Below are 17,806 nucleotides of genomic sequence, written 5' to 3'. Positions count from 1 at the left end.
GGCTGCTGCCGCGCCGTCAGTCCGGCGCGAGGACGTACGCGACGTTGATCGGCAGCGCCTCGGCCCGTGACTCCTCCAGCGACCTGCCCTCGTAAGGGAGCCGGAGCGGCTCGACGATCGACAGACCGCTGCCGGCGATCATGGCCTCCAGCTCGTCGGTGGTCCGCCACAGGTAGATGTGGTCGACCGCGGGCGCGTTGACGCACGTCGTGACGAAGACGAAGGCGTCCGGCTTCGCCAGCTCGGCGATCCGGCGCAGGAAGACCTCGGGATGCTCGACGTGCTCCAGCACCTCGCCCATGACCACGGCGTCGAACGAGCCGGGCTGCAGGTCGTCCGCGGTGAGGAAGTCGCGCTGCTCGACCCGCGCCGGGGCGTCCGGGTGGAAGTGCTCGACGATGGTCCTGGTCTGCTCGACGCTGGCGGCCGACAGGTCGACGGCCAGGTAGTCGTCGAACGCCCCGACCTCCACGGCGGTCAGCAGCAGGAAGCCATGGCCGGGACCGACCTCGAGATAGCGACCGCGCTTCTCCTTGGGCAGCGACCGGCGCAGGAAGCGCGACATCTCGACGTGGTTCGGCCAGAGGAAGGTCGAGATCGCCAGGCCGTACATGTACCGGTCCATGTAGTCGCGGTCGTGGTAGACCGACTCGGCGACGTCCGCGAAGCTCGAGTGGCGGTAGTGGTCGTGCTCCCGGAAGTAGAGCTGCTCGTCGAGCGTGTCCCCGAGGATCGTGAGGTAGCTCTCGGCGAGGTAGTCGGGGGTGAGGCCCTTGCCGATGCAGAAGTCGAGGTAGCGCCCCAGCCGGTCGAGCTCCTCCGCGGTGGCCCCGTCGAGGGCCTGCTCGAGGAACCCACGGTGGACGGGGAACTGGTCGAGGATGCTCGCGACGAGCCGGTCGACCGTCGGCGGCAGGTCCCTCATGCCCGTTCACGCTATCCGTTGATCCCACCCGGAGGTGGACTCCCACGGCGCGTTCCCGGCGGGTCTGCCACTCTCGTCCCAGCACCGCTGCCTGACCTGCCCACCGTCCCGAGGAGGACGAGATGCCGCGTGGAGCCCGAGAGATCACCCTCCGCTTCCTCGCCGCGCCCACCGACGCCGGCTACTCCGGCACCGTGGGCGGCGGCCGGGTGCTCGAGTGGATCGACAAGGCGGGCTACGCGGCGGCCGCGGGGTGGAGCGGGACGTACAGCGTCACGGCATACGTCGGCAACGTGCGCTTTGCCAGGCCCGTCGACGTGGGCGACCTCGTCGAGGCCACAGCGCGCGTCATCCACACGGGCACGACGAGCATGCACATCCTCGTCACCGTCTCCGCCGGCAACCCCAAGGACAGCGACCTGACAAAGACCACGGACTGCATCATGGTCTTCGTCGCCGTGGGCGAGAACGGCAGACCGACGCCCGTCCCGCAGCTCGTGCCCGAGACCGAGTCGGACCGCGAGTGGCAGGAGAGCGCCGTCACGCGGATCGGGCTGCGGGGCGAGATCGCCGCAGCCATGGCGGCACAGACGTACAGCGACGCCGGCACCGCGCCCCGCGCCGTCCTGCGCTTCCTGGCCGCCCCGACCGATGTCAACTGGGGCGGCAAGGTGCACGGCGGCATCGTCATGCGCTGGATCGACGAGGCCGCCCACGTGCTCGCCACCGAGTGGACCGGCTCGGCCTCGAACGTCGCGGTCTACGCCGGCGGCGTCCGCTTCTACCGTCCGCTCCGAATCGGCCACCTCGTCGAGGTCGAGGCGCGCCTGCTCCTCACGGGGACGTCGAGCATGCACATCAGCGTCCACGTGCGCTCCGGCGACCCGGCAACGGGCGACCTCGACCTGACGACGCACTCGCTCATCGTCTTCGTGCCGCTCGACAGCGACGGCCACGCGATCCGGGCACGCCCGTGGACACCCGTCAGCGACGAGGACATCGCCCTGCGCGACCACGCCGAGGCGCTCGTCGAGATGCGCAACCGTGTCGACGCCGAACGCCACATCCCCTGAGGTACCCCACCCCTGCGGTGGAAAGTGCCCACTCGACCAGGGGCGAGCCCCGGCGCGGTGCGAGGTGCCCACTCGACCAGGGGCGAGCCCCGGCGCGGTGCGAAGTGCCCACTCGACTTCTCGCGTCGAGTCGGCACTTTCACCCGCCGGCGAGGCCCTCGATGAGACCCACGATCTCGGAAACGTCTGGCAGAGAGGCGGCCTCGTCGGCCAACCGCTGCGCAGCCGAGCGGATGGTGTCGTCGGACAGCACCCGCTCGACGGCAGCGCCGAGCTGCGCCGTCGCCTCCATCCGACCCTCCAGCCGTATGCCGGCACCGACCTCCTCGACGCGAGCGGCGTTGACGAACTGGTCACCGGCGAAGAGCGGGATGACGACCTGCGGAACTCCGGCGACGACCGCTGCCATGGTCGTGCCGAACCCGCCGTGCCCGACCATCGCGGCGGCGAGCGGCATGACGTCGTCCTGTGGCCACCACTGCTCGACGTGCGCATTCGCGGGCCAGGGACGCAGCGCCTCCGGCTCACCGGCGTGTCCTGTCGTGAGCAGGACGCGGACGGGCAGCTCAGCGAGTGCGTCGAGCGACCCACGGAACACCGCACTGAGGTCGTCGAAGCCCGCCGTGACCGAGCCGAACGTCACGTAGACGAGCGGATGAGCAGGATCTCCCCAGCTCGCCGGGAGCGTCCCTGCCCGGTCCCGCGCGGACGCGTCGCGAAAGCGCACGACCAGCGGACTCGCCTGCCCCGCATCGTCGCCCGCGTCGACGACACCGTCCAGTCCGGCCGGCACCGACGTGAGCACCGGTGCCGATGCCAGGCCCGACAGGCAGGAACCCGCCCCGAGTCCGGCGAGCTCGTCGAGCTCGAGCAACGGCTCGACGAGGGCATCGCCCACCCAGTCGCGAATCCGGCCGAGGCCGATCGCAACCTCGGCCTGGGGCACGCCGGCGCCCAGCGCCGCAGCGAGAGAGCCGAGCTCGCACGGTTCGCGCAGCACGACGTCCGGCCGCCACGTGTCGATGGTGTCGCGAACTCGCGGCCAGGCCGCCTGGGCGTCGAGCCGGCCGAAGACGTCACGGACGACGACACGGTTGGCATCCTCTGGCGACAACGACGGCAGCCGGGCGAAGACGGCCCCCATGACGTCAGGCGGCACATCGTCGAACGGTGCGTGCTCCAGGCCCGCCCGCTCGACGTGGCTCGCGAAGGAGTCCGGAGCGGCGACCCGGACCTCGTGCCCGGCCGACGCGCACGCGCGCGCGACCGGGATCATCGGTGTGAAGTGCCCCGTGCCGGCTGTCGTCGAGAAGAGGAGGCGCATGCCGCTCAGGCTCCCACCCGTCCGCCGCCCGCGGAGCGTTTCCTGCGACGGACGCGTCGCACGGCACTCAGAGGGACCTGCCTTCGAGGACACGGGCTGCGTTTCGGGGCGCGCACGGCGGGGTCCCGAGACGCACGTGGGCCCAGCCGCAGCACGTGGGCGTCGACCGCGCGCGGCTGCTCGCCACCTCGACCGAGGCGCACGGCACACGGCCCCGGAAGTGAGGAGCGGGAGCGGACACGGGGAGTTCACCGGATGGCCCCGCAGCAGCACCCGGGTGCTCGCCCAGCGCTCATAGCGTCACAGGCGGTCCCACGCCGCGCCGTACGTGCGCGGCCGACTCACCTCGCTGAAGGAGCACCGCGTTGACCCCCAGGCTTCTCCCGCTGATCGCGACGCCGCGCCACGGCTCGCGCAGCCGCATGACGTGTCGCTACCGCTGCAACGACGCGTGCGACGCGCCCGTGCCCAACACCTCGTCGAACCCCGCGATGCGCGACCTGGTCGAGGGGGCTCTGGCCCGCCGATCGGTGCTCAAGGGCGGGGCCCTCGGCGCCGGCGCCCTCGTCGGCGCCTTCGCCACATCCGCCACGACCCCGGCCGCCGCAGCCCCGGCCACCTCGGCGACGACCGCCGCCGCGGCCCGGCGCACGGGTGACGTCGGCCGCGCGGCCTTCAGCCCCGTCGGACCGAACCGCGCCGACGCCGTGACGAATGCGCCCGGGTTCACGCACAACGTCGTCATCCGCTGGGGCGACCCCGTCGAGGCGGGGGCTCCACGCTTCGACGTCCACGCCCAGACGCCCGAGGCGCAGGCCCAGCAGTTCGGCTACAACAACGACTACGTCGGCGTCCTGCCGCTCGGTGCCCGCACCGCGCTCCTCGTGACGAACCACGAGTACACCGACGAGAACCTCATGTTCCCGACGGGCGAGTACGACGACGCGACGACCAAGAAGATCGCGATGGCCGCGCACGGCATGGCCGTCGTCACGATCGAGCGCGGCCGCGCTCATGGCTCGTGGATCCGGTCCGACCACCGCCGCGCACGGCACAACCGTCGCATCACGGTGCACACGGAGTTCGAGCTCCACGGCCCCGCCGCCGGCCACGACCTGCTCCGCACGGCCGCGGACCCCACCGGCACGCGGGCCCACGGCACGTTCGGCAACTGCGCGGGCGGCACGACCCCCTGGGGCACGGTGCTCTCGGGCGAGGAGAACTTCAACGGCTACTTCGACGCGTCCGGCGCCGTCGACCCGGCGAACGCGACGTCGTTCAAGCGCTACGGACTCGCCACCTCGGCCGTCACCAACCGCGGCTGGTCCACCGTCGACGAGCGCTTCGACCTCGCGAAGCACCCGCACGAGGCGTACCGCTTCGGCTGGGTCGTCGAGATCGACCCGTACGAGCCCGACTCGACCCCGGTCAAGCAGACGATGCTCGGGCGGTTCAAGCACGAGGGTGCCAACGTCACGATCTCCGACTCGGGGCACGCCGTCGCATACATGGGAGACGACGAACGCGGCGACTACCTCTACAAGTTCGTCTCGGCAGACCGCTTCCGCACCGGCGACACGCGCTCCGCCCGCGCGCACAACAAGACGCTCCTCACGCGCGGCACGCTCTACGTCGCGAAGTTCGCGGGTGACGGCTCCGGCGACGGGGAGTTCGACGGCGCGGGCACCTGGGTGGCACTCACCTCCGACACGACCTCCCACGTCCCGGGCATGAGCGTCGCCGAGGTGCTCATCAACACGCGGCTCGCGGCCGACACCGTGGGCCCGACGAAGATGGACCGCCCCGAGGACGTCGAGCCCAACCCCGTCAACGGCAAGATCTACGCAGCCCTGACGAACAACTCCGACCGTGGCGTCAAGTACCCCACCGACGAGACGAACCCGCTCGCCTCGAGCATGGTCCGCGCCGAGCTCGGCGCCCCGCTGACGAGCAAGTCTGGCAACCGCAACGGCTACGTCCTCGAGCTCACCGAGCTCGGGAACGACCACACCGCAACGCAGTTCACCTGGGACCTCTTCCTCGTCTGCGGCGACCCCGAGGCACCCGAGACGTACTTCGCCGGTTACGACAAGTCCAAGGTCAGCCCGATCAGCTGCCCTGACAACGTCGCGTTCGACGGCGTCGGCAACCTCTGGATCTCCACGGACGGCAACGTCCTCGGCTCCAACGACGGGCTCTTCCGGGTCCCGGTCGCGGGGCCTGAGCGTGGCAGCGTCGAGCAGTTCCTCACCGTGCCGTTCGGCGCCGAGACGTGCGGTCCGCTCATCACCGACGACCAGCGGTCGGTCTTCATCGCCGTGCAGCACCCCGGCGAGACCGACGGCGCGACGTTCGAGACGCCGTCGAGCACCTGGCCGCACACGGACGGCTTTCCCCGCCCGAGCGTCGTGGTCTCCTACCGCAGGTGACGCGGTCGCGCCGGCGGCCGTGAGGTCGCCGGCGCCATCGCCGACCACGAAGGCCCGGCCCCGTCAGGGGGCGCCGGGCCTTCGTCAGGTCGGTGAACGTATGCCGTCCGGCGCGGCCCGCAGGTCTCCCCGCGGCCCGCGCCGGTGGCGTACAGCAGCGATCAGGAGGTCAGCGTGAAGCCGCCCCAGCCGAAGCCCTCGGTGTAGACGTCGCCGGGCGAGAAGGCGCCGTCACCGGTCAGCTCGAAGCTGACGAGCTCGCCCTGGGCCGTGCGCACCCAGATGAGGGGACGGTACGAGGTGATCTCGGTGGCCGTGATCGCGTTGAACGACCCGAAGCCCGAGCCGATCTGGCGACGCGCGAGGAAACCGCCCGTGCCGTTGCCCGGGTAGATCCACACCCGGCCGGCCGAGTCACGCGTCATGAGGTCGGCGCGGTTGTCGAAGTCGATGTCGCCGGGGCCCACGATCTTCAGGCCGGACCAGCCGGTACCGAGCTTGACGCGCGCTGCGAGCGTGCCGCGGCCGGTGCCGGGGTACAGCCACAGGTTGCCGTAGCCGTCGCGGGCGACGATGTCGGCGCGGCTGTCGCCGTTGAAGTCTCCCGGCGCGACGAGCGAGTAGGCGTTCCAGCCGGTCCCCACCGACGTGCGTGCCGCGAAGCCACCAGCGGCCTTGCCGCGGTAGAGCCAGAGCTGGCCGTTGGCGTCGCGGCCGATGAGGTCGGACTGGTCGTCACCGGTCAGGTCGCCCGCGGCGAGGATGGCGTTGAAGCCCTTCCAGCCCGAGCCGATCTGCGTGCGGCCCGACAGGTCGAATCCGGTGCCGCGGTAGGCGAAGAGGTTGCCGCTGCCGTCACGCGCCACGACGTCGTGGTTCGCATCGCCCGCGAAGTCCGAGCTGCCCTTGCTCTGTGGCTGGCGGACGTCCCAGCCGTTGATCAGGGTGTCCTCGACCTCCCAGCCGATGGAGGTGATCTCGTCGGCCGACGGGTCAGAGGGCTCGATCCAGTGGACGGCCATGACGTAGGAGCCCGGGTCACCCGCGTCGGGGGTGTCGCGCTCGACGAGGAGCGAGCCGTCCTCCGTGAACCGCGGCCAGATGAACACGTCGCCCGAGACAGCGCGGACGTCCGTGACCGTCCCGCTCGCGACCCGGTGACGTAGCGCGCTCGACGAGAGGTCGGCGTTGGCCCAGGCGAACCAGATCGAGCCGTCGGCCGCGACCTCGGGGGTGTAGCCGCCCGCCGTGCCGCTGATCGGGCTGACGGCGCCGGTCGCCTTCGTGACGAGGGCGAGGCCCGGCGTCGCGACCCCGAAGGTCGATACGACGAGCGTGGTGCCGTCGGGCCGCCACGACGGCTCACCGATGCGCGTCGTCGTGTTGAGCGTCGTCTTGGTGTGTGAGCCGAAGACGTCGACGAAACCGAGGCCGAGGGCCTTGCCCGTCGCGGCCTCGTAGCGCGTGTAGGCGATCGTCTGGCCGTCCGGTGAGAAGTCCGGGTCGGCGGGGAACTGGGCCGTGCCGAGGTCGACCGTGAAGACGAGCGCCGAGTTCTTCGCGCGGCGGACCTCCATCACACCGCGACCGGTGCCGCTGTCGATGACCTTCGTGGCGGCATACAGCCGTCCGTCGGTCGAGTAGCGCGGGCTCATCCACTCCGACGAGATGGCGCGGCTGCCCTGGGCCCGGAGGTTCTGCTGGAAGATGCCCGTGGTCCCGGCGACGAGCGCGTCGGGTTCGCCCCAGCCGTCGTCGGTCCACATGCCGTACATGTACTGCGTCCAGCAGTCGAAATCGGGGTCGGTCCCGTTCTTCGCGATGAGGCGGTACTGGTACGACACGTTCTCGTTGATCGTTGTGTCGTTGACCTTCATCGTCGTGCCGGAACCCGTGGCGATGGTGCGCCACGACCCGTACTCGCGCAGCCGCTGCAGGGTGAGGCCACCGCTGAGCGGCGACGTCACGCGCACGATGGTGCGGTCTGCCATCGGGTTGACCTCGATGACGCCATCCGCACACGTGCCCGCAGCCGGGAGCGCCTCCGACTGAGCCGACACAGACGGGGACGGCCCGTACGCGGAGGCTCCCGCGAGGGACGGCGATGCGAGCTTGCCCGCCGCGACGCGGCCGGATGCCGTCGACGACGTGGCGCTGTGGCGGAGGGCCGACGGGCCCGCAGCCTTCTTCACGGCGGCCGACACGTCACCCGCCGGGGCGGTGCGCCCCTCGGTGAGCACCCGGCCGGCGCGGCCGCGGAGCTGGTCGAGGTCGTGCGACCCCTCGGTCTGGCCCGCGCCCGCCGGAAGGGCGAGGGCGATGGGGGCGAGCAGCGCTGCTGCTGCGACCCCGACGGTGAGGGCACGTGCCCCCAGTTGCTGACGAACCACGTGGTCGCCTTTCTCAAACGTATGGGTGGCCTGCTCCCTGCGGGCCGTGGCGGAGCCTAGGCCACGGCGCCGACGTCCGGGGGCGTTTCACCACAGATCTGGACTTTCGCGCGCCTGTCGGACATGACTCGGTGGCGCCACGCCTGGAGGTATGCCGTGTCCTGAGCCGGTGCCCTCAGCGGGTGCGGGTCGGCAGGTGCGTGCGTGGCGCCATCCGTGGACCGCGGCGGGGCCGGTGGTGCCCGGCCATCCCGAGCAGCTGCTGCACGCGGTAGCGGTGGCCTCGGTAGGGCTCGAGGAGGTCGGCCAGGCCGTCGTCGTCGACCGGTGTGCCGGTGAGGGCCCATCCGATGTCCTTCGCCACGTGGTAGTCGCCGAACGACACGGCGTCGGGATCGCCGAGCGCCCGTTGGGCCACCTCGGCGGCGGTCCAGACCCCGACGCCGGGCAAGGCCCGTAGGCGCCGGTTCGCCTCCGCGACCGACACCGCTGCGCCCTGCTCGAGCCGGCCGGCATACCCGGCTGCCCGCACGACGGTGCGCGACCGCGCCCCGTCGACGGACGCCTGCAGCCACGCCCACGACGGGATCGCGGCCCAACCCGCCGCGGTCGGGGGGGCCATGAGACCCGGGACGGGACCAGGCGCCGGCTCGCCGAACCGGCGCACGAGCGCGCGGTAGCCGCCGAACGCCTCCTGGCCCGTCACCTTCTGCTCGATGACGGCCGGTGCGAGCGCGTCGAGGACGAGCCCCGACCGCGGCACGCGCCAGTGCGGGAACCGCCGCCACGCCTCGGCGACGCGGTCGTGGTGCGGCACGAAGCCGGATGGGTCGTCGTCCTCGCCGAGGAGCGCCGGCACCGAGTCGAGCAGCCACTGCGCGCCCGGACCCCACGCCTGGGCCAGCACCTCGGACCCACCCGCTCGGCACACGAGGTGGAGAGTGCCGACGCCTGCCGGGGTCTGCGCCGCGCGGGCCACCGTGCCGTCGCGACCGAAGCGCGACGTGGGGTCGCCGGCACCACGACGGAACACGCCCAGCTGGGCACGCAGTGCGATCTCGCGCTCGCTGCGCCAGACACGCGACAGGGGTTCGGCCACCACAACATCCTCGCTTACACTCGGCACGGTCGTTGAACCGGAGCAGATCGAGCGGGCCCGTGGCCGCCGCCCCCGGTGCCGACGACAGCGACTCACACCCGCACCCGGCCCGCGCCGGCAGCCCGACCGCCCGACAGCCCACAGGAACGAGGAACGATGGCCCGCGAGACGAGCCGAGACCGCCGCGAGCGCGTGGCCCAGATGCAGGCCGCGCAGAAGAGGGCCGAGCGCCGTCGGCTCCTCGTCGTCATCGTGGCGTGCGTGGCCGTCATCGCCATCATCGGCGCAGCGGTCGCGTGGGCGGTCATCGGCGAGCAGAACAAGAAGAACGAGGCCTTGCAGAGCATCAGCGGCGACGTCGCGGCCGCCTCGTGCGACCCGGTCACCGACGACCCGGCCAGCGGCTCGAGCGAGCACGTCGGACCCGGCACCAACCAGGCCGACGTCACGAAGATCGAGTACTCCACCGTCCCGCCGTCGAGCGGCAAGCACTTCGCCGTGCCGGCCGTCGACAAGCGCCGCGTCTACACCGTCGCGGACGCCCCCAAGATCGAGACGCTCGTGCACAACCTCGAGCACGGCTACACCATCCTCTGGTACGACCGCTCGCTCGAGAAGGAGCAGGCCGCGACGTTCGAGGCCCTGGCTACCAAGATCAACGCGATGAAGGAGTCGGCCAACAAGTTCCTCGTCAGCCCCTGGGACCCCGCCTACGGCGCCTTCCCCGCCGGCAAGAAGTACGCCCTCTCGCACTGGTCGGCGGACGTCGACCAGGCGTCCGGCAAGGTGTCGAACCAGCTGGGCCACCGCCAGCTCTGTGGTGGCCTCAACACCACCGTCGTCGAGGACTTCGTCAAGAAGTACCCGTGGAGCTCGGCCCCGGAGCCCGGCGCCGCCTGAGCGGGTGACGTCGGGTTAGTCTCGGCGCATGGCTATCACCGGCGAGTACCTCCCGAGCCCGAGCGACTGGGTGCGCAGGCAGGTCGAGGAGATCGAGCGCACCGGCACGACGGACTCCGTGCACATCATGAACCGGCCGGTCGTCCTGCTGACCATGCGCGGTGCCCGCACGGGTGCCGTGCGCAAGGTGCCGCTCATGCGCGTCGAGCACGAGGGCGCCTTCGCGGCGGTGGCGAGCAAGGGCGGCGCGCCGGAGCACCCCCAGTGGTACCGCAACATGCTCGCCCACCCCGACATCGAGGTGCAGGCCGGCACCGAGACGTTCCCGGCCCGCGCGCGCGAGCTGTCGGGCGAGGAGCGGGAGCAGTGGTGGGAGCGGTGCGTCGCCGCCTATCCGCCCTACGCCGAGTACCAGACGAAGACCGACCGCCTCATCCCTGTGTTCGTGCTCGAACCGGCCTGAGCGGCAAGCGGCCCCGGGTCGCGTCACACGCTGACGTCGCGAGCCCCGGTCTCGTCGGCGGCATGACGCTCGGTGATGAGGTGGTGCGAGCGGGCGTAGAGCCACCCGCCGAGAGCGGCGACGACGTCGACGATGGTCACGATGAAGCGCGACACGATGGCGACGGCCGCGGCCGCCGGCGTCGGGATCGCGGTCGACAGGATGAGCGTCAGCAACCCCTCCCGGGCACCGAGACCGGCCGGGAGGATGACGGTCAGCATGCCGAGCGAGACCGACAGGGCGTAGCCCGTCATCGCAGCGGTCGTCAGGTCGGGGTTGGGCGAGCCGTCGCCCGCCACGGCCCGAGCGAGCAGCAGCGTGTGCACGCCGAAGAAGACCCACACGAGCAGGAAGAGGAGCACCGAGCGGAGCACCGCGCCGCCCGACAGCTCGTGCTCGAGCGGCTCGCGCCGGATCACCCGCAGCATCCGCGCGATGATGGCGTTGAGCAGCTGTGGCACGCAGAGCACGACGAGCAGCGGGATGCCGAGCAGCAGCCACCAGTCGAAGCCCGACGAGGTGCGGCTGATGAGGTACGACGCCGCCGGCAGGCCGACGAGGAAGCCGGTGGCGAGGGCGAGCCCCAGCGCGAGCAGGCCGGTCACTGCCGTGCGCCGGCGCGGGACCTTCAGATGGCTCGCGATGTCGGCCTGCACGAGCACCGACCACAGGGAGCCCGGGAGGTACTTCCCGAGCTGGCCGACGAAGTAGACACCCGACGCCGGAGCGAGGTGCAGGTCGGAGCCGAGGTCGCGCAGCAGCGTCTTCCAGCCGATCATCGTCAGCCAGGTGCCCGCCGCCGCAGCGAGCGTCGACCAGAGGAACGTCGACCACGAGATCTTGCCGAGGTGCACCGAGACGTCGGCCCAGTTGCGCGCGACGGCGTAGACGACGGCGGCCAGGGTGATGAGCGCGATGCCGACACGCAGCACGGTGAGGATTCTCTGTCGGGTCATGTCCGCACCATCATCGCAGCGTCATCGGTGCCCGGTGTCCGCAGGGGCTCAGCGCCGGCACAGCGTCGGTTCAGCGTCGGTTCAGCGTCGGTTCAGCGTCGGCGCAGCGTCAGCCGCACGAGGCCGTATGCCGCGTCGTCGGCGCGGGCGCGCGAGGCCGCCTCGCGCATGCGCGCGTTGACGTCGCCGTCGAGGTCGCCGACGAGGACGAAGCCGAGGTCGTGGGCGCGCGCCAGGATGCCGCGCACGTCGGCGGGTCCGACGGCACCCTCGGCGGCGCGCGGCCCGATCGGGACCGTCACGACGAGCAGACCACCCGAGCGCAGCGCCCACGACGCCTGCTCGAGGACATGGTCGACATCGTCGCCGTCGCAGCCGTGGGGATGGATGCGCACGATGACGTCGAGCGACCCGGTGTCGACGTCGAGGGCAGCGACACTGGGGTGCGCGCCTGTGAAGTCGATCTCGACGGGCGCGAAGCCGACGGCCCTGGCCCACCGCGACAGCAGTGACCGGGTGCCGCCCTCGTCGACGATGACGGCGCTCCTGCGGCCGTCGTCGCGGACCCGCAGGATCGCGGCGAGCGTGCCCAGCGCAGCCCACGCGGACACGCCGTCGAGCGAACGCGGCAGCCCGAGTATGCGTGCGAGGCGGCGCGCGTCGTCGGCCTCGGCGGGCTCGCCCAGGACGTCGGTCGCCAGCACCCAGGCAGGGAGGTCGTCGGGACGCAGGGACACGAGGGGTCGCCCCGAGGTCATGGCCCGCGCGGCACGGCGCCGAACCCTCCCGGCGAGACGCACCGCCCCTGACGTGACGCGTCGGCGCATGCGCCCCAGCGGGGTCGGGTCGTCGCCGTCGTCCGGACCGACGACGCCGTCGTCGTCGAGGCCGCCGTCGTCACCATGGCCTGCGGCGCCGGTCGCGCCACGGTCATCGACGCCCTGACCGGGGGCCACGGCATACGGCTCGTCGGGGTCGCGGAGCAACGTCTCGTCGACCGACAGCGCCTCGATCGTGCCGAGGTAGTGCGCCCACGGGCCGGACAGGTCGGGCGTCTGGACCCCTTCGGCGAGCCGGCGACGCACGTCGGGGTCGCCGAGCCGTCGAAGGGCGCCCGCGAGCGCCCGCTCGTCCTCGGGCGGCACGAGCAGGCCGTTGACGCCGTCGGCGACCTGCTGCGAGAAGGGCGCGATGTCGGAGGCGAGGACCGGCAGCCCGTGGGCGTGGCCGAGGATGACGTTCTGCGACGCCGTGGCCGACCGGTAGGGCAGGGCGAGGACGTCGTGGTCGGCGAGCAGCGCGGCGAGGGCGTCGGCAGGCACGTAGCCGTCGCGGATCTCGACGCGGCCGGCGAGCGCCGGGTCGGCGGCGAGCCGCCCGATGACGGTGCGGTTGGCGCCCCAGATCTCGCCGGCGATCGTCAGCGTCACCTCCGGCACGGAGCGCATCGCGCGCAGCAGCACGTCGATGCCCTTGTACTCGCGGATGAGCCCGAGTGCGAGCAGGCGCGTCGGTCCCGGCCGTGGGCCGCGCGAGATCGGGTCGCCACCGGGCAGGTGGGGTGGCAGGTCGGCGACCGAGACGCGACGCGCACCCAGGTCGTGCGCGACGCGAGCCTGGTCCGCGCCGTGGACGAGCACCGAGTCGACCCGCGAGAACAGCACCGACATGAGGCCGGCATCGCCCGGATGCGCCTCGTGCGGCAGGACGTTGTGGCACACGACGATCGACTGCGGGCGAGGCCCTTCCCCACCCGGCACGGCACCGGCGGCGCGCAGGAGCGCCAGGTGGGCCGGCACCACCGGGGGCATGACGTGCACGACGAGGATGGCGTCCACGTCGCGCAGCCTGCGGCCGGCCCGCACCCACGTGTCGGGACGGGCCCAGCTCAGCGCGCGGATCGTCCGCGGGTACGGCGGCACCTCGGGCACGCCGTCGGGGACCGTCGCGTCGGCGTGGTGCAGCCTCGACGGGTAGAGGTGCGCCCACGACACGAGCGTCACGTCGTGGCCGGCGTCGGCGAGGTGGTGCGCCAGCATCGTCGTGTGCGCGGCGACACCGCCCTTGTGCGGGTGGGTCGGGCCGACGATCGCGATGCGGAGCGCAGCCGATCCCGACGGGGTGAACGGCTCTACCGTCTCCTCGTGCATCGGTCCGGCGGCGGGTCCGCGCCGGTCCTCGTGCGGGTGGTGGGCCCCGGACCGGGAGCCCTGCGACAACGCGTCCGTCATGGTCCTCCGACTCTAGGCCCAGCGCCCTGCCGTCGCGCTCGCTCCCGCCGGCGCCTCGCGTGTCGGGGCTAGCGTCCCGCGGCTCGGTGCCGGGCGGGAGCCGCCCCGCGACCGCTCTACGCTGGTCGCATGCAGAACGAGGACGTGTGGCTGGTGGTGCCGCTCTACGACGAGGCCGCCGTCATCGCCGACGTCGTGGGCGAGGCCCGCTCCGTCTTCCCCAAGATCGTGTGCGTGGACGACGGGTCGCGCGACGGCTCCGCCGAGCGGGCCGAGCAGGCGGGCGCCGCCGTCGTCCGCCACCCCGTCAACCTCGGTCAGGGAGCGGCCCTGCAGACCGGCTTCGACTACGCGCTCGGCGACCCCTCCATGCGCTACGTCGTCACCTACGACGCCGACGGGCAGCACCAGATCCACGACGTCGAGGTCATGCTCGAGCGCATCCGGCAGGGCGACGTCCGCGTCGTCTTCGGCTCGCGCTTCCTCGACGAGCGCACCGAGGCCGGCACCATGAAGAGACTCGTCCTGCGGGCCGCCATCGCCTACACCAACCTCACGACGGGGACCCGGCTCACCGACGCCCACAACGGGCTCCGAGTGCTGCACCGCGACGTCGTCGAGCGTCTCGACATCACCCAGAACCGGATGGCCCACGCGTCCGAGATCGTGTCGCAGATCGGGGCGATGCGCTTCGAGGACAAGCAGGTCACCTACGCGGAGGAGCCCGTGCACATCCTCTACACCGACTACAGCAAGGCCAAGGGCCAGTCGCTGTGGAACGCCGTCAACATCCTCGCGGAGCTGATCTGGCGATGAGTCGACAGAGCGTCATCCAGCTCCTGCTCATCGTGGCCACCCTCGCCGTGGCGTGGCGCCTCCTGCTCGGGTCGGGACAGCGCACCCAGGCCGTGCGCCGCATCGGCCTGCTCGTACTGGCCGCCCTCGCGGTGTACTCGATCATCGACCCCAGCGGCACGTGGACCAGGGTGGCCAGGTGGCTCGGCATCGGTCGTGGCGCTGACCTCATCCTCTACGGCCTCGTCGTCGCCTTCCTCGGCTTCGTCGTGACCACCTACCAGCGGTTCCGCGCCATGGAGACCCGCTACACCCGGCTCGCCCGGCGCATCGCCCTCGACGAGGCGACGCCGCCATCCGAGCACGGACGTCCGACAGCCGCACCTGACACACTGTCGGGCAACGTGCCCCCGTCCCCGAGCGTGAAGGCCGCCGATGCCGACTGACCCGAGCTCTCCCCGCCGCGGCGCCGACGACGCGTACGTCGTCGACACGAGACGCCGTGCCAAGCGTTCCGCGGGCGGCGCGATCGCCCCGCCACGCTCGCGCCGCGCAGGGGTAGGGGAGACACGGCAGACACGAGACGAGCGTGATGCGGCCCCCGACGTGTACGACGGCGACCTCGTCGACACCCGCGGTCGCTCCGGCGGCTCGGGCGGGCACGCCACCGCGCCGCCCCGGGATCGGCGCCGTCGCAAGGGTCGCAACACCCTGCTCGTCATCGCGATCCTGCTCATCGCGTGGATCGGCTTCATGGTCTGGGTCCCGATGCAGGCGTGGGCTGCCGTCAACAAGGTCGACAACATCCCCGAGGGTGAGCGGCCCACCGACACCTCGGGCTACAACTACCTGCTGGTCGGGTCCGACAGCCGCGAGGGCCTCACCAAGGAACAGCGCAAGAAGTACGCGACCGGCAACGCGGCCGGCAACCGGACCGACACGATCATGCTCGTGCACGTCTCCGAGAGCGGCGGCAAGCCGGTCATGGTCTCTCTCCCCCGCGACTCGTACGTCCCGATCCCGGGCCACGGGTCCAACAAGATCAACGCCGCCTACTCGATCGGCGGGCCGAAGCTGCTCACCAACACCGTCGAGCAGGTGACCGGCATCCACGTCGACGGCTACATCGAGATCGGCCTCGGCGGCTTCGCGGCCGTCGTCGACAGCGTGGACGGCGTCGACCTCTGCGTGCCTCGCGACATGAAGGACAAGAAGGCCGGCATCGACCTCAAGAAGGGCTGCCAGACCCTCGACGGCGGCAACGCCCTCGGCTACGTGCGCTCGCGCTACGAGGACCCACTCGGCGACATCGGTCGCGCCGCCCGCCAGCGCCAGTTCCTCGGCGCGCTCATGAAGAAGGCTGCGACGCCCTCGACCGTGCTCATCCCGTGGCGCTACAAGAGCTTCGCCGACGCCTCCGCGGCCGGCCTCGCCGTGGGGCAGGAGACCGGCATCATGGACGCGGTCCGCGTGCTGCAGGCGATGCGCGCCGTGAGCAACGACGAGGGCCTGTCGCTCTCCGTGCCGACCTCCGACCTCGCCTACCGCACCGACGCCGGCGCTCTCGCGGTCAAGTGGGACACCGAGCGAGCGAAGTCACTCTTCCGCGCCCTCAAGGAGGACGAGCCGCTCACGGAGCCGCCGCCCGGCACCACGGTCGAGGAAGGGTCGAACAGCTGATGGCGGTCCGCGCCGGATGACCAGTCCCCTGCTGCCCGCCGACGTGCTCGCGCGGATGGTGGCCGCCGACCCTGGCCGGCCACGCCTCACGTGGTACGACGACGAGCCCGGCCCGACGCTGGGCGAACGCATCGAGCTGAGCGCCCGCGTGCTCGTCAACTGGGTCTCCAAGGCCGCGAACCTCCTGCAGGACGACGCAGCGGCGGGTCCCGGCACGACGGTCGGCCTCGACCTACCGGCGCACTGGCGGTCGCTCTACTGGGCTCTCGCCGCATGGTCGGTCGGAGCCACCGTCGTCGTCGGCGAGGAGGCTTCTGGCGCAGACGTGCTCGTCACCGAGTCCCCCGCCGCCGCGGCCGGGCACGGTGGCGACACGGTGCTCGTGGCGTTACCGGCCCTGGCCCGCAGCCACCCGGAGGCAAGCATCGCGCCAGGCGCCGTCGACGAGGCCCGCGAGCTCTCGACCCACGGCGACCTCTTCTCACCGATGTCCGACCCCGAGACGGCCGACGTCGCCCTCGCCGGTGATGGCGGTGACACGGCGTACGGCGATGTCGTCGTGCCGGAGGCCGACTGGGGCGAGGCCCCGCGCGTCGTGCTCGGCGGGTCGCTCGAGCAGGTGCTGCGGCACAGTCTCGCCGCCTGGGCGGCCGATGGCTCGGTCGTGCTCGTGCGCGGGTCGCGTGACGACCTCACGGACCGGTTCACGTCGGAGGGCGTCACCACGGACGCCCGTGGAGACGCCTGAGCCGCAAGGCGTTACGCCGAGAGCCGGTCGAACAGCGACCAGGTGCGGCACGCGACGACGCCGGTGCTCGCGAGGCCGGCGCGCGCCTGTGCGTCCTTGACCGCCTCACGCGTCGCCACGTCGAAGACACCGGTCTGGACCACGCCGAGCAGACGCTGCACGGCGACGACCTGGGGTCCGGTGTCTCCCGCACGCAGCACCGTCGAACGGTCGCCGACGAACGGGAAGTCGCGCGCCTCGAGCACGTCCCAGAGCTCCTCCGTGACGACCCCGGTCTGCGCCAAAGCGAGCGAGCGCTGCAGAGCGACGACCTTGTCGCGCGTGACCGAGCCGAAGACACCGTCGACGGCGACCCCGCCGAGGGCCCGCTGCAGCACGCGCACGGCTGCCCCGCGGGAACCCATGGCGATCGTCAGGCTCTTGTAGGCCGTGTAGCTCGTGGCGACGTCGACACTCGCGATCGCCGGGCTGCGACGCGACGACGTGCTGGCGTAGGTGGTCATGAAGGTCCTTCCCCCGCGGGGCTTTACTTCTGCACCATTTATGCACTTTCGTCACACCGATCACAAGTTCGCGAGTTGAATTACACGACTGTTCTTTTGCTCCTTGGAAAATGACATTCGTGTGATTTGCTGTTCGGCCTGAACCGCAATCACGGGGCCCTGCGCCACCTGCCCGTCGTCTTGTTGGCTGCGGCGCCCGCCGGACGGCACACGTGCCCGGCGACCACAGGATCTGCCGACCGTGTGGGGCG

General features: G+C 71.8%; 15 protein-coding genes. 8 read left to right on the top strand and 7 right to left on the bottom strand.

Features of this window, described 5'->3' with window-relative positions:
* Window positions 1-16: 16 nt before the first annotated feature.
* Window positions 17-925 (bottom strand): class I SAM-dependent methyltransferase, encoded by a 909-nt coding sequence (locus ACFQU3_RS05375; protein ID WP_385907520.1) that lies wholly within the window; start codon window positions 923-925, stop codon window positions 17-19.
* Window positions 926-1,047: 122 nt separating this feature from the next.
* Between ACFQU3_RS05375 and ACFQU3_RS05370 the strand changes: the two genes are divergently transcribed.
* A complete protein-coding gene (locus ACFQU3_RS05370; protein WP_385907518.1) occupies window positions 1,048-1,998 on the top strand; it encodes an acyl-CoA thioesterase in 951 nt (316 codons plus the stop codon).
* 139 nt (window positions 1,999-2,137) lie between these two features.
* Here ACFQU3_RS05370 and ACFQU3_RS05365 read toward each other — a convergent pair whose 3' ends face one another.
* Window positions 2,138-3,322, bottom strand: a complete 1,185-nt coding sequence (locus ACFQU3_RS05365; protein WP_385907516.1) for a glycosyltransferase — start codon at window positions 3,320-3,322, stop codon at window positions 2,138-2,140.
* 365 nt (window positions 3,323-3,687) lie between these two features.
* Here ACFQU3_RS05365 and ACFQU3_RS05360 point away from each other — a divergent pair, with 365 nt between their 5' ends.
* The gene (locus tag ACFQU3_RS05360; protein ID WP_385907514.1) at window positions 3,688-5,751 is read left to right on the top strand and encodes a PhoX family protein; all 2,064 of its coding nucleotides are present in this window, start codon (window positions 3,688-3,690) and stop codon (window positions 5,749-5,751) included.
* A 161-nt stretch (window positions 5,752-5,912) separates the two neighbouring features.
* Here the strand turns inward: ACFQU3_RS05360 and ACFQU3_RS05355 are convergent, their stop codons facing one another.
* Window positions 5,913-8,141 carry an FG-GAP-like repeat-containing protein gene (locus ACFQU3_RS05355; RefSeq protein WP_385907512.1) on the bottom strand — a complete coding sequence of 743 codons (2,229 nt, stop codon included), beginning with the start codon at window positions 8,139-8,141 and terminating at the stop codon, window positions 5,913-5,915.
* Window positions 8,142-8,316: 175 nt separating this feature from the next.
* Complete coding sequence (locus ACFQU3_RS05350; protein WP_385907510.1) at window positions 8,317-9,240, bottom strand: DNA-3-methyladenine glycosylase family protein; 924 nt, start codon at window positions 9,238-9,240, stop codon at window positions 8,317-8,319.
* A gap of 156 nt (window positions 9,241-9,396) precedes the next feature.
* On the opposite strand from ACFQU3_RS05350, the gene ACFQU3_RS05345 reads away from it, so the two are divergent.
* Both ACFQU3_RS05345 and ACFQU3_RS05340 read left to right on the top strand, forming a co-directional pair.
* Window positions 9,397-10,140: a DUF3105 domain-containing protein gene (locus tag ACFQU3_RS05345; protein WP_385907508.1), complete on the top strand. Its 744-nt coding sequence runs from the start codon at window positions 9,397-9,399 to the stop codon at window positions 10,138-10,140.
* A gap of 28 nt (window positions 10,141-10,168) precedes the next feature.
* Window positions 10,169-10,603 (top strand): nitroreductase family deazaflavin-dependent oxidoreductase, encoded by a 435-nt coding sequence (locus ACFQU3_RS05340; protein ID WP_385907506.1) that lies wholly within the window; start codon window positions 10,169-10,171, stop codon window positions 10,601-10,603.
* A 23-nt stretch (window positions 10,604-10,626) separates the two neighbouring features.
* On the opposite strand, the gene ACFQU3_RS05335 is transcribed toward ACFQU3_RS05340, so the two are convergent.
* Window positions 10,627-11,598, bottom strand: a complete 972-nt coding sequence (locus ACFQU3_RS05335) for a lysylphosphatidylglycerol synthase domain-containing protein (RefSeq protein ID WP_385907504.1) — start codon at window positions 11,596-11,598, stop codon at window positions 10,627-10,629.
* Between the two features lie 92 nt (window positions 11,599-11,690).
* A complete protein-coding gene (locus ACFQU3_RS05330; protein WP_385908269.1) occupies window positions 11,691-13,748 on the bottom strand; it encodes a glycosyltransferase in 2,058 nt (685 codons plus the stop codon).
* Between the two features lie 210 nt (window positions 13,749-13,958).
* On the opposite strand from ACFQU3_RS05330, the gene ACFQU3_RS05325 reads away from it, so the two are divergent.
* The 4 genes from ACFQU3_RS05325 to ACFQU3_RS05310 are packed head-to-tail and all read left to right on the top strand — an operon-like array spanning window position 13,959 to window position 17,052.
* Entirely contained in the window at window positions 13,959-14,645 is a 687-nt protein-coding gene (locus tag ACFQU3_RS05325; RefSeq protein WP_385907502.1) for a glycosyltransferase family 2 protein, read from the top strand.
* Window positions 14,642-15,070: a DUF2304 domain-containing protein gene (locus tag ACFQU3_RS05320; protein WP_385907500.1), complete on the top strand. Its 429-nt coding sequence runs from the start codon at window positions 14,642-14,644 to the stop codon at window positions 15,068-15,070. The genes ACFQU3_RS05325 and ACFQU3_RS05320 overlap by 4 nt, the downstream gene beginning before the upstream one ends.
* Window positions 15,060-16,304 carry an LCP family protein gene (locus ACFQU3_RS05315; protein WP_385907498.1) on the top strand — a complete coding sequence of 415 codons (1,245 nt, stop codon included), beginning with the start codon at window positions 15,060-15,062 and terminating at the stop codon, window positions 16,302-16,304. The genes ACFQU3_RS05320 and ACFQU3_RS05315 overlap by 11 nt, the downstream gene beginning before the upstream one ends.
* Window positions 16,305-16,320: 16 nt before the next feature.
* Window positions 16,321-17,052 (top strand): TIGR03089 family protein, encoded by a 732-nt coding sequence (locus ACFQU3_RS05310; protein WP_385907496.1) that lies wholly within the window; start codon window positions 16,321-16,323, stop codon window positions 17,050-17,052.
* Between the two features lie 11 nt (window positions 17,053-17,063).
* Here the strand turns inward: ACFQU3_RS05310 and ACFQU3_RS05305 are convergent, their stop codons facing one another.
* Window positions 17,064-17,555: a peptidoglycan-binding protein gene (locus tag ACFQU3_RS05305; protein ID WP_385907494.1), complete on the bottom strand. Its 492-nt coding sequence runs from the start codon at window positions 17,553-17,555 to the stop codon at window positions 17,064-17,066.
* Window positions 17,556-17,806 lie beyond the last annotated feature (251 nt).

The sequence above is a fragment of the Terrabacter sp. GCM10028922 genome, from assembly GCF_042666095.1.
Lineage (GTDB): Bacteria > Actinomycetota > Actinomycetes > Actinomycetales > Dermatophilaceae > Terrabacter.
This window is presented reverse-complemented; position numbering and strand designations above follow the sequence as displayed.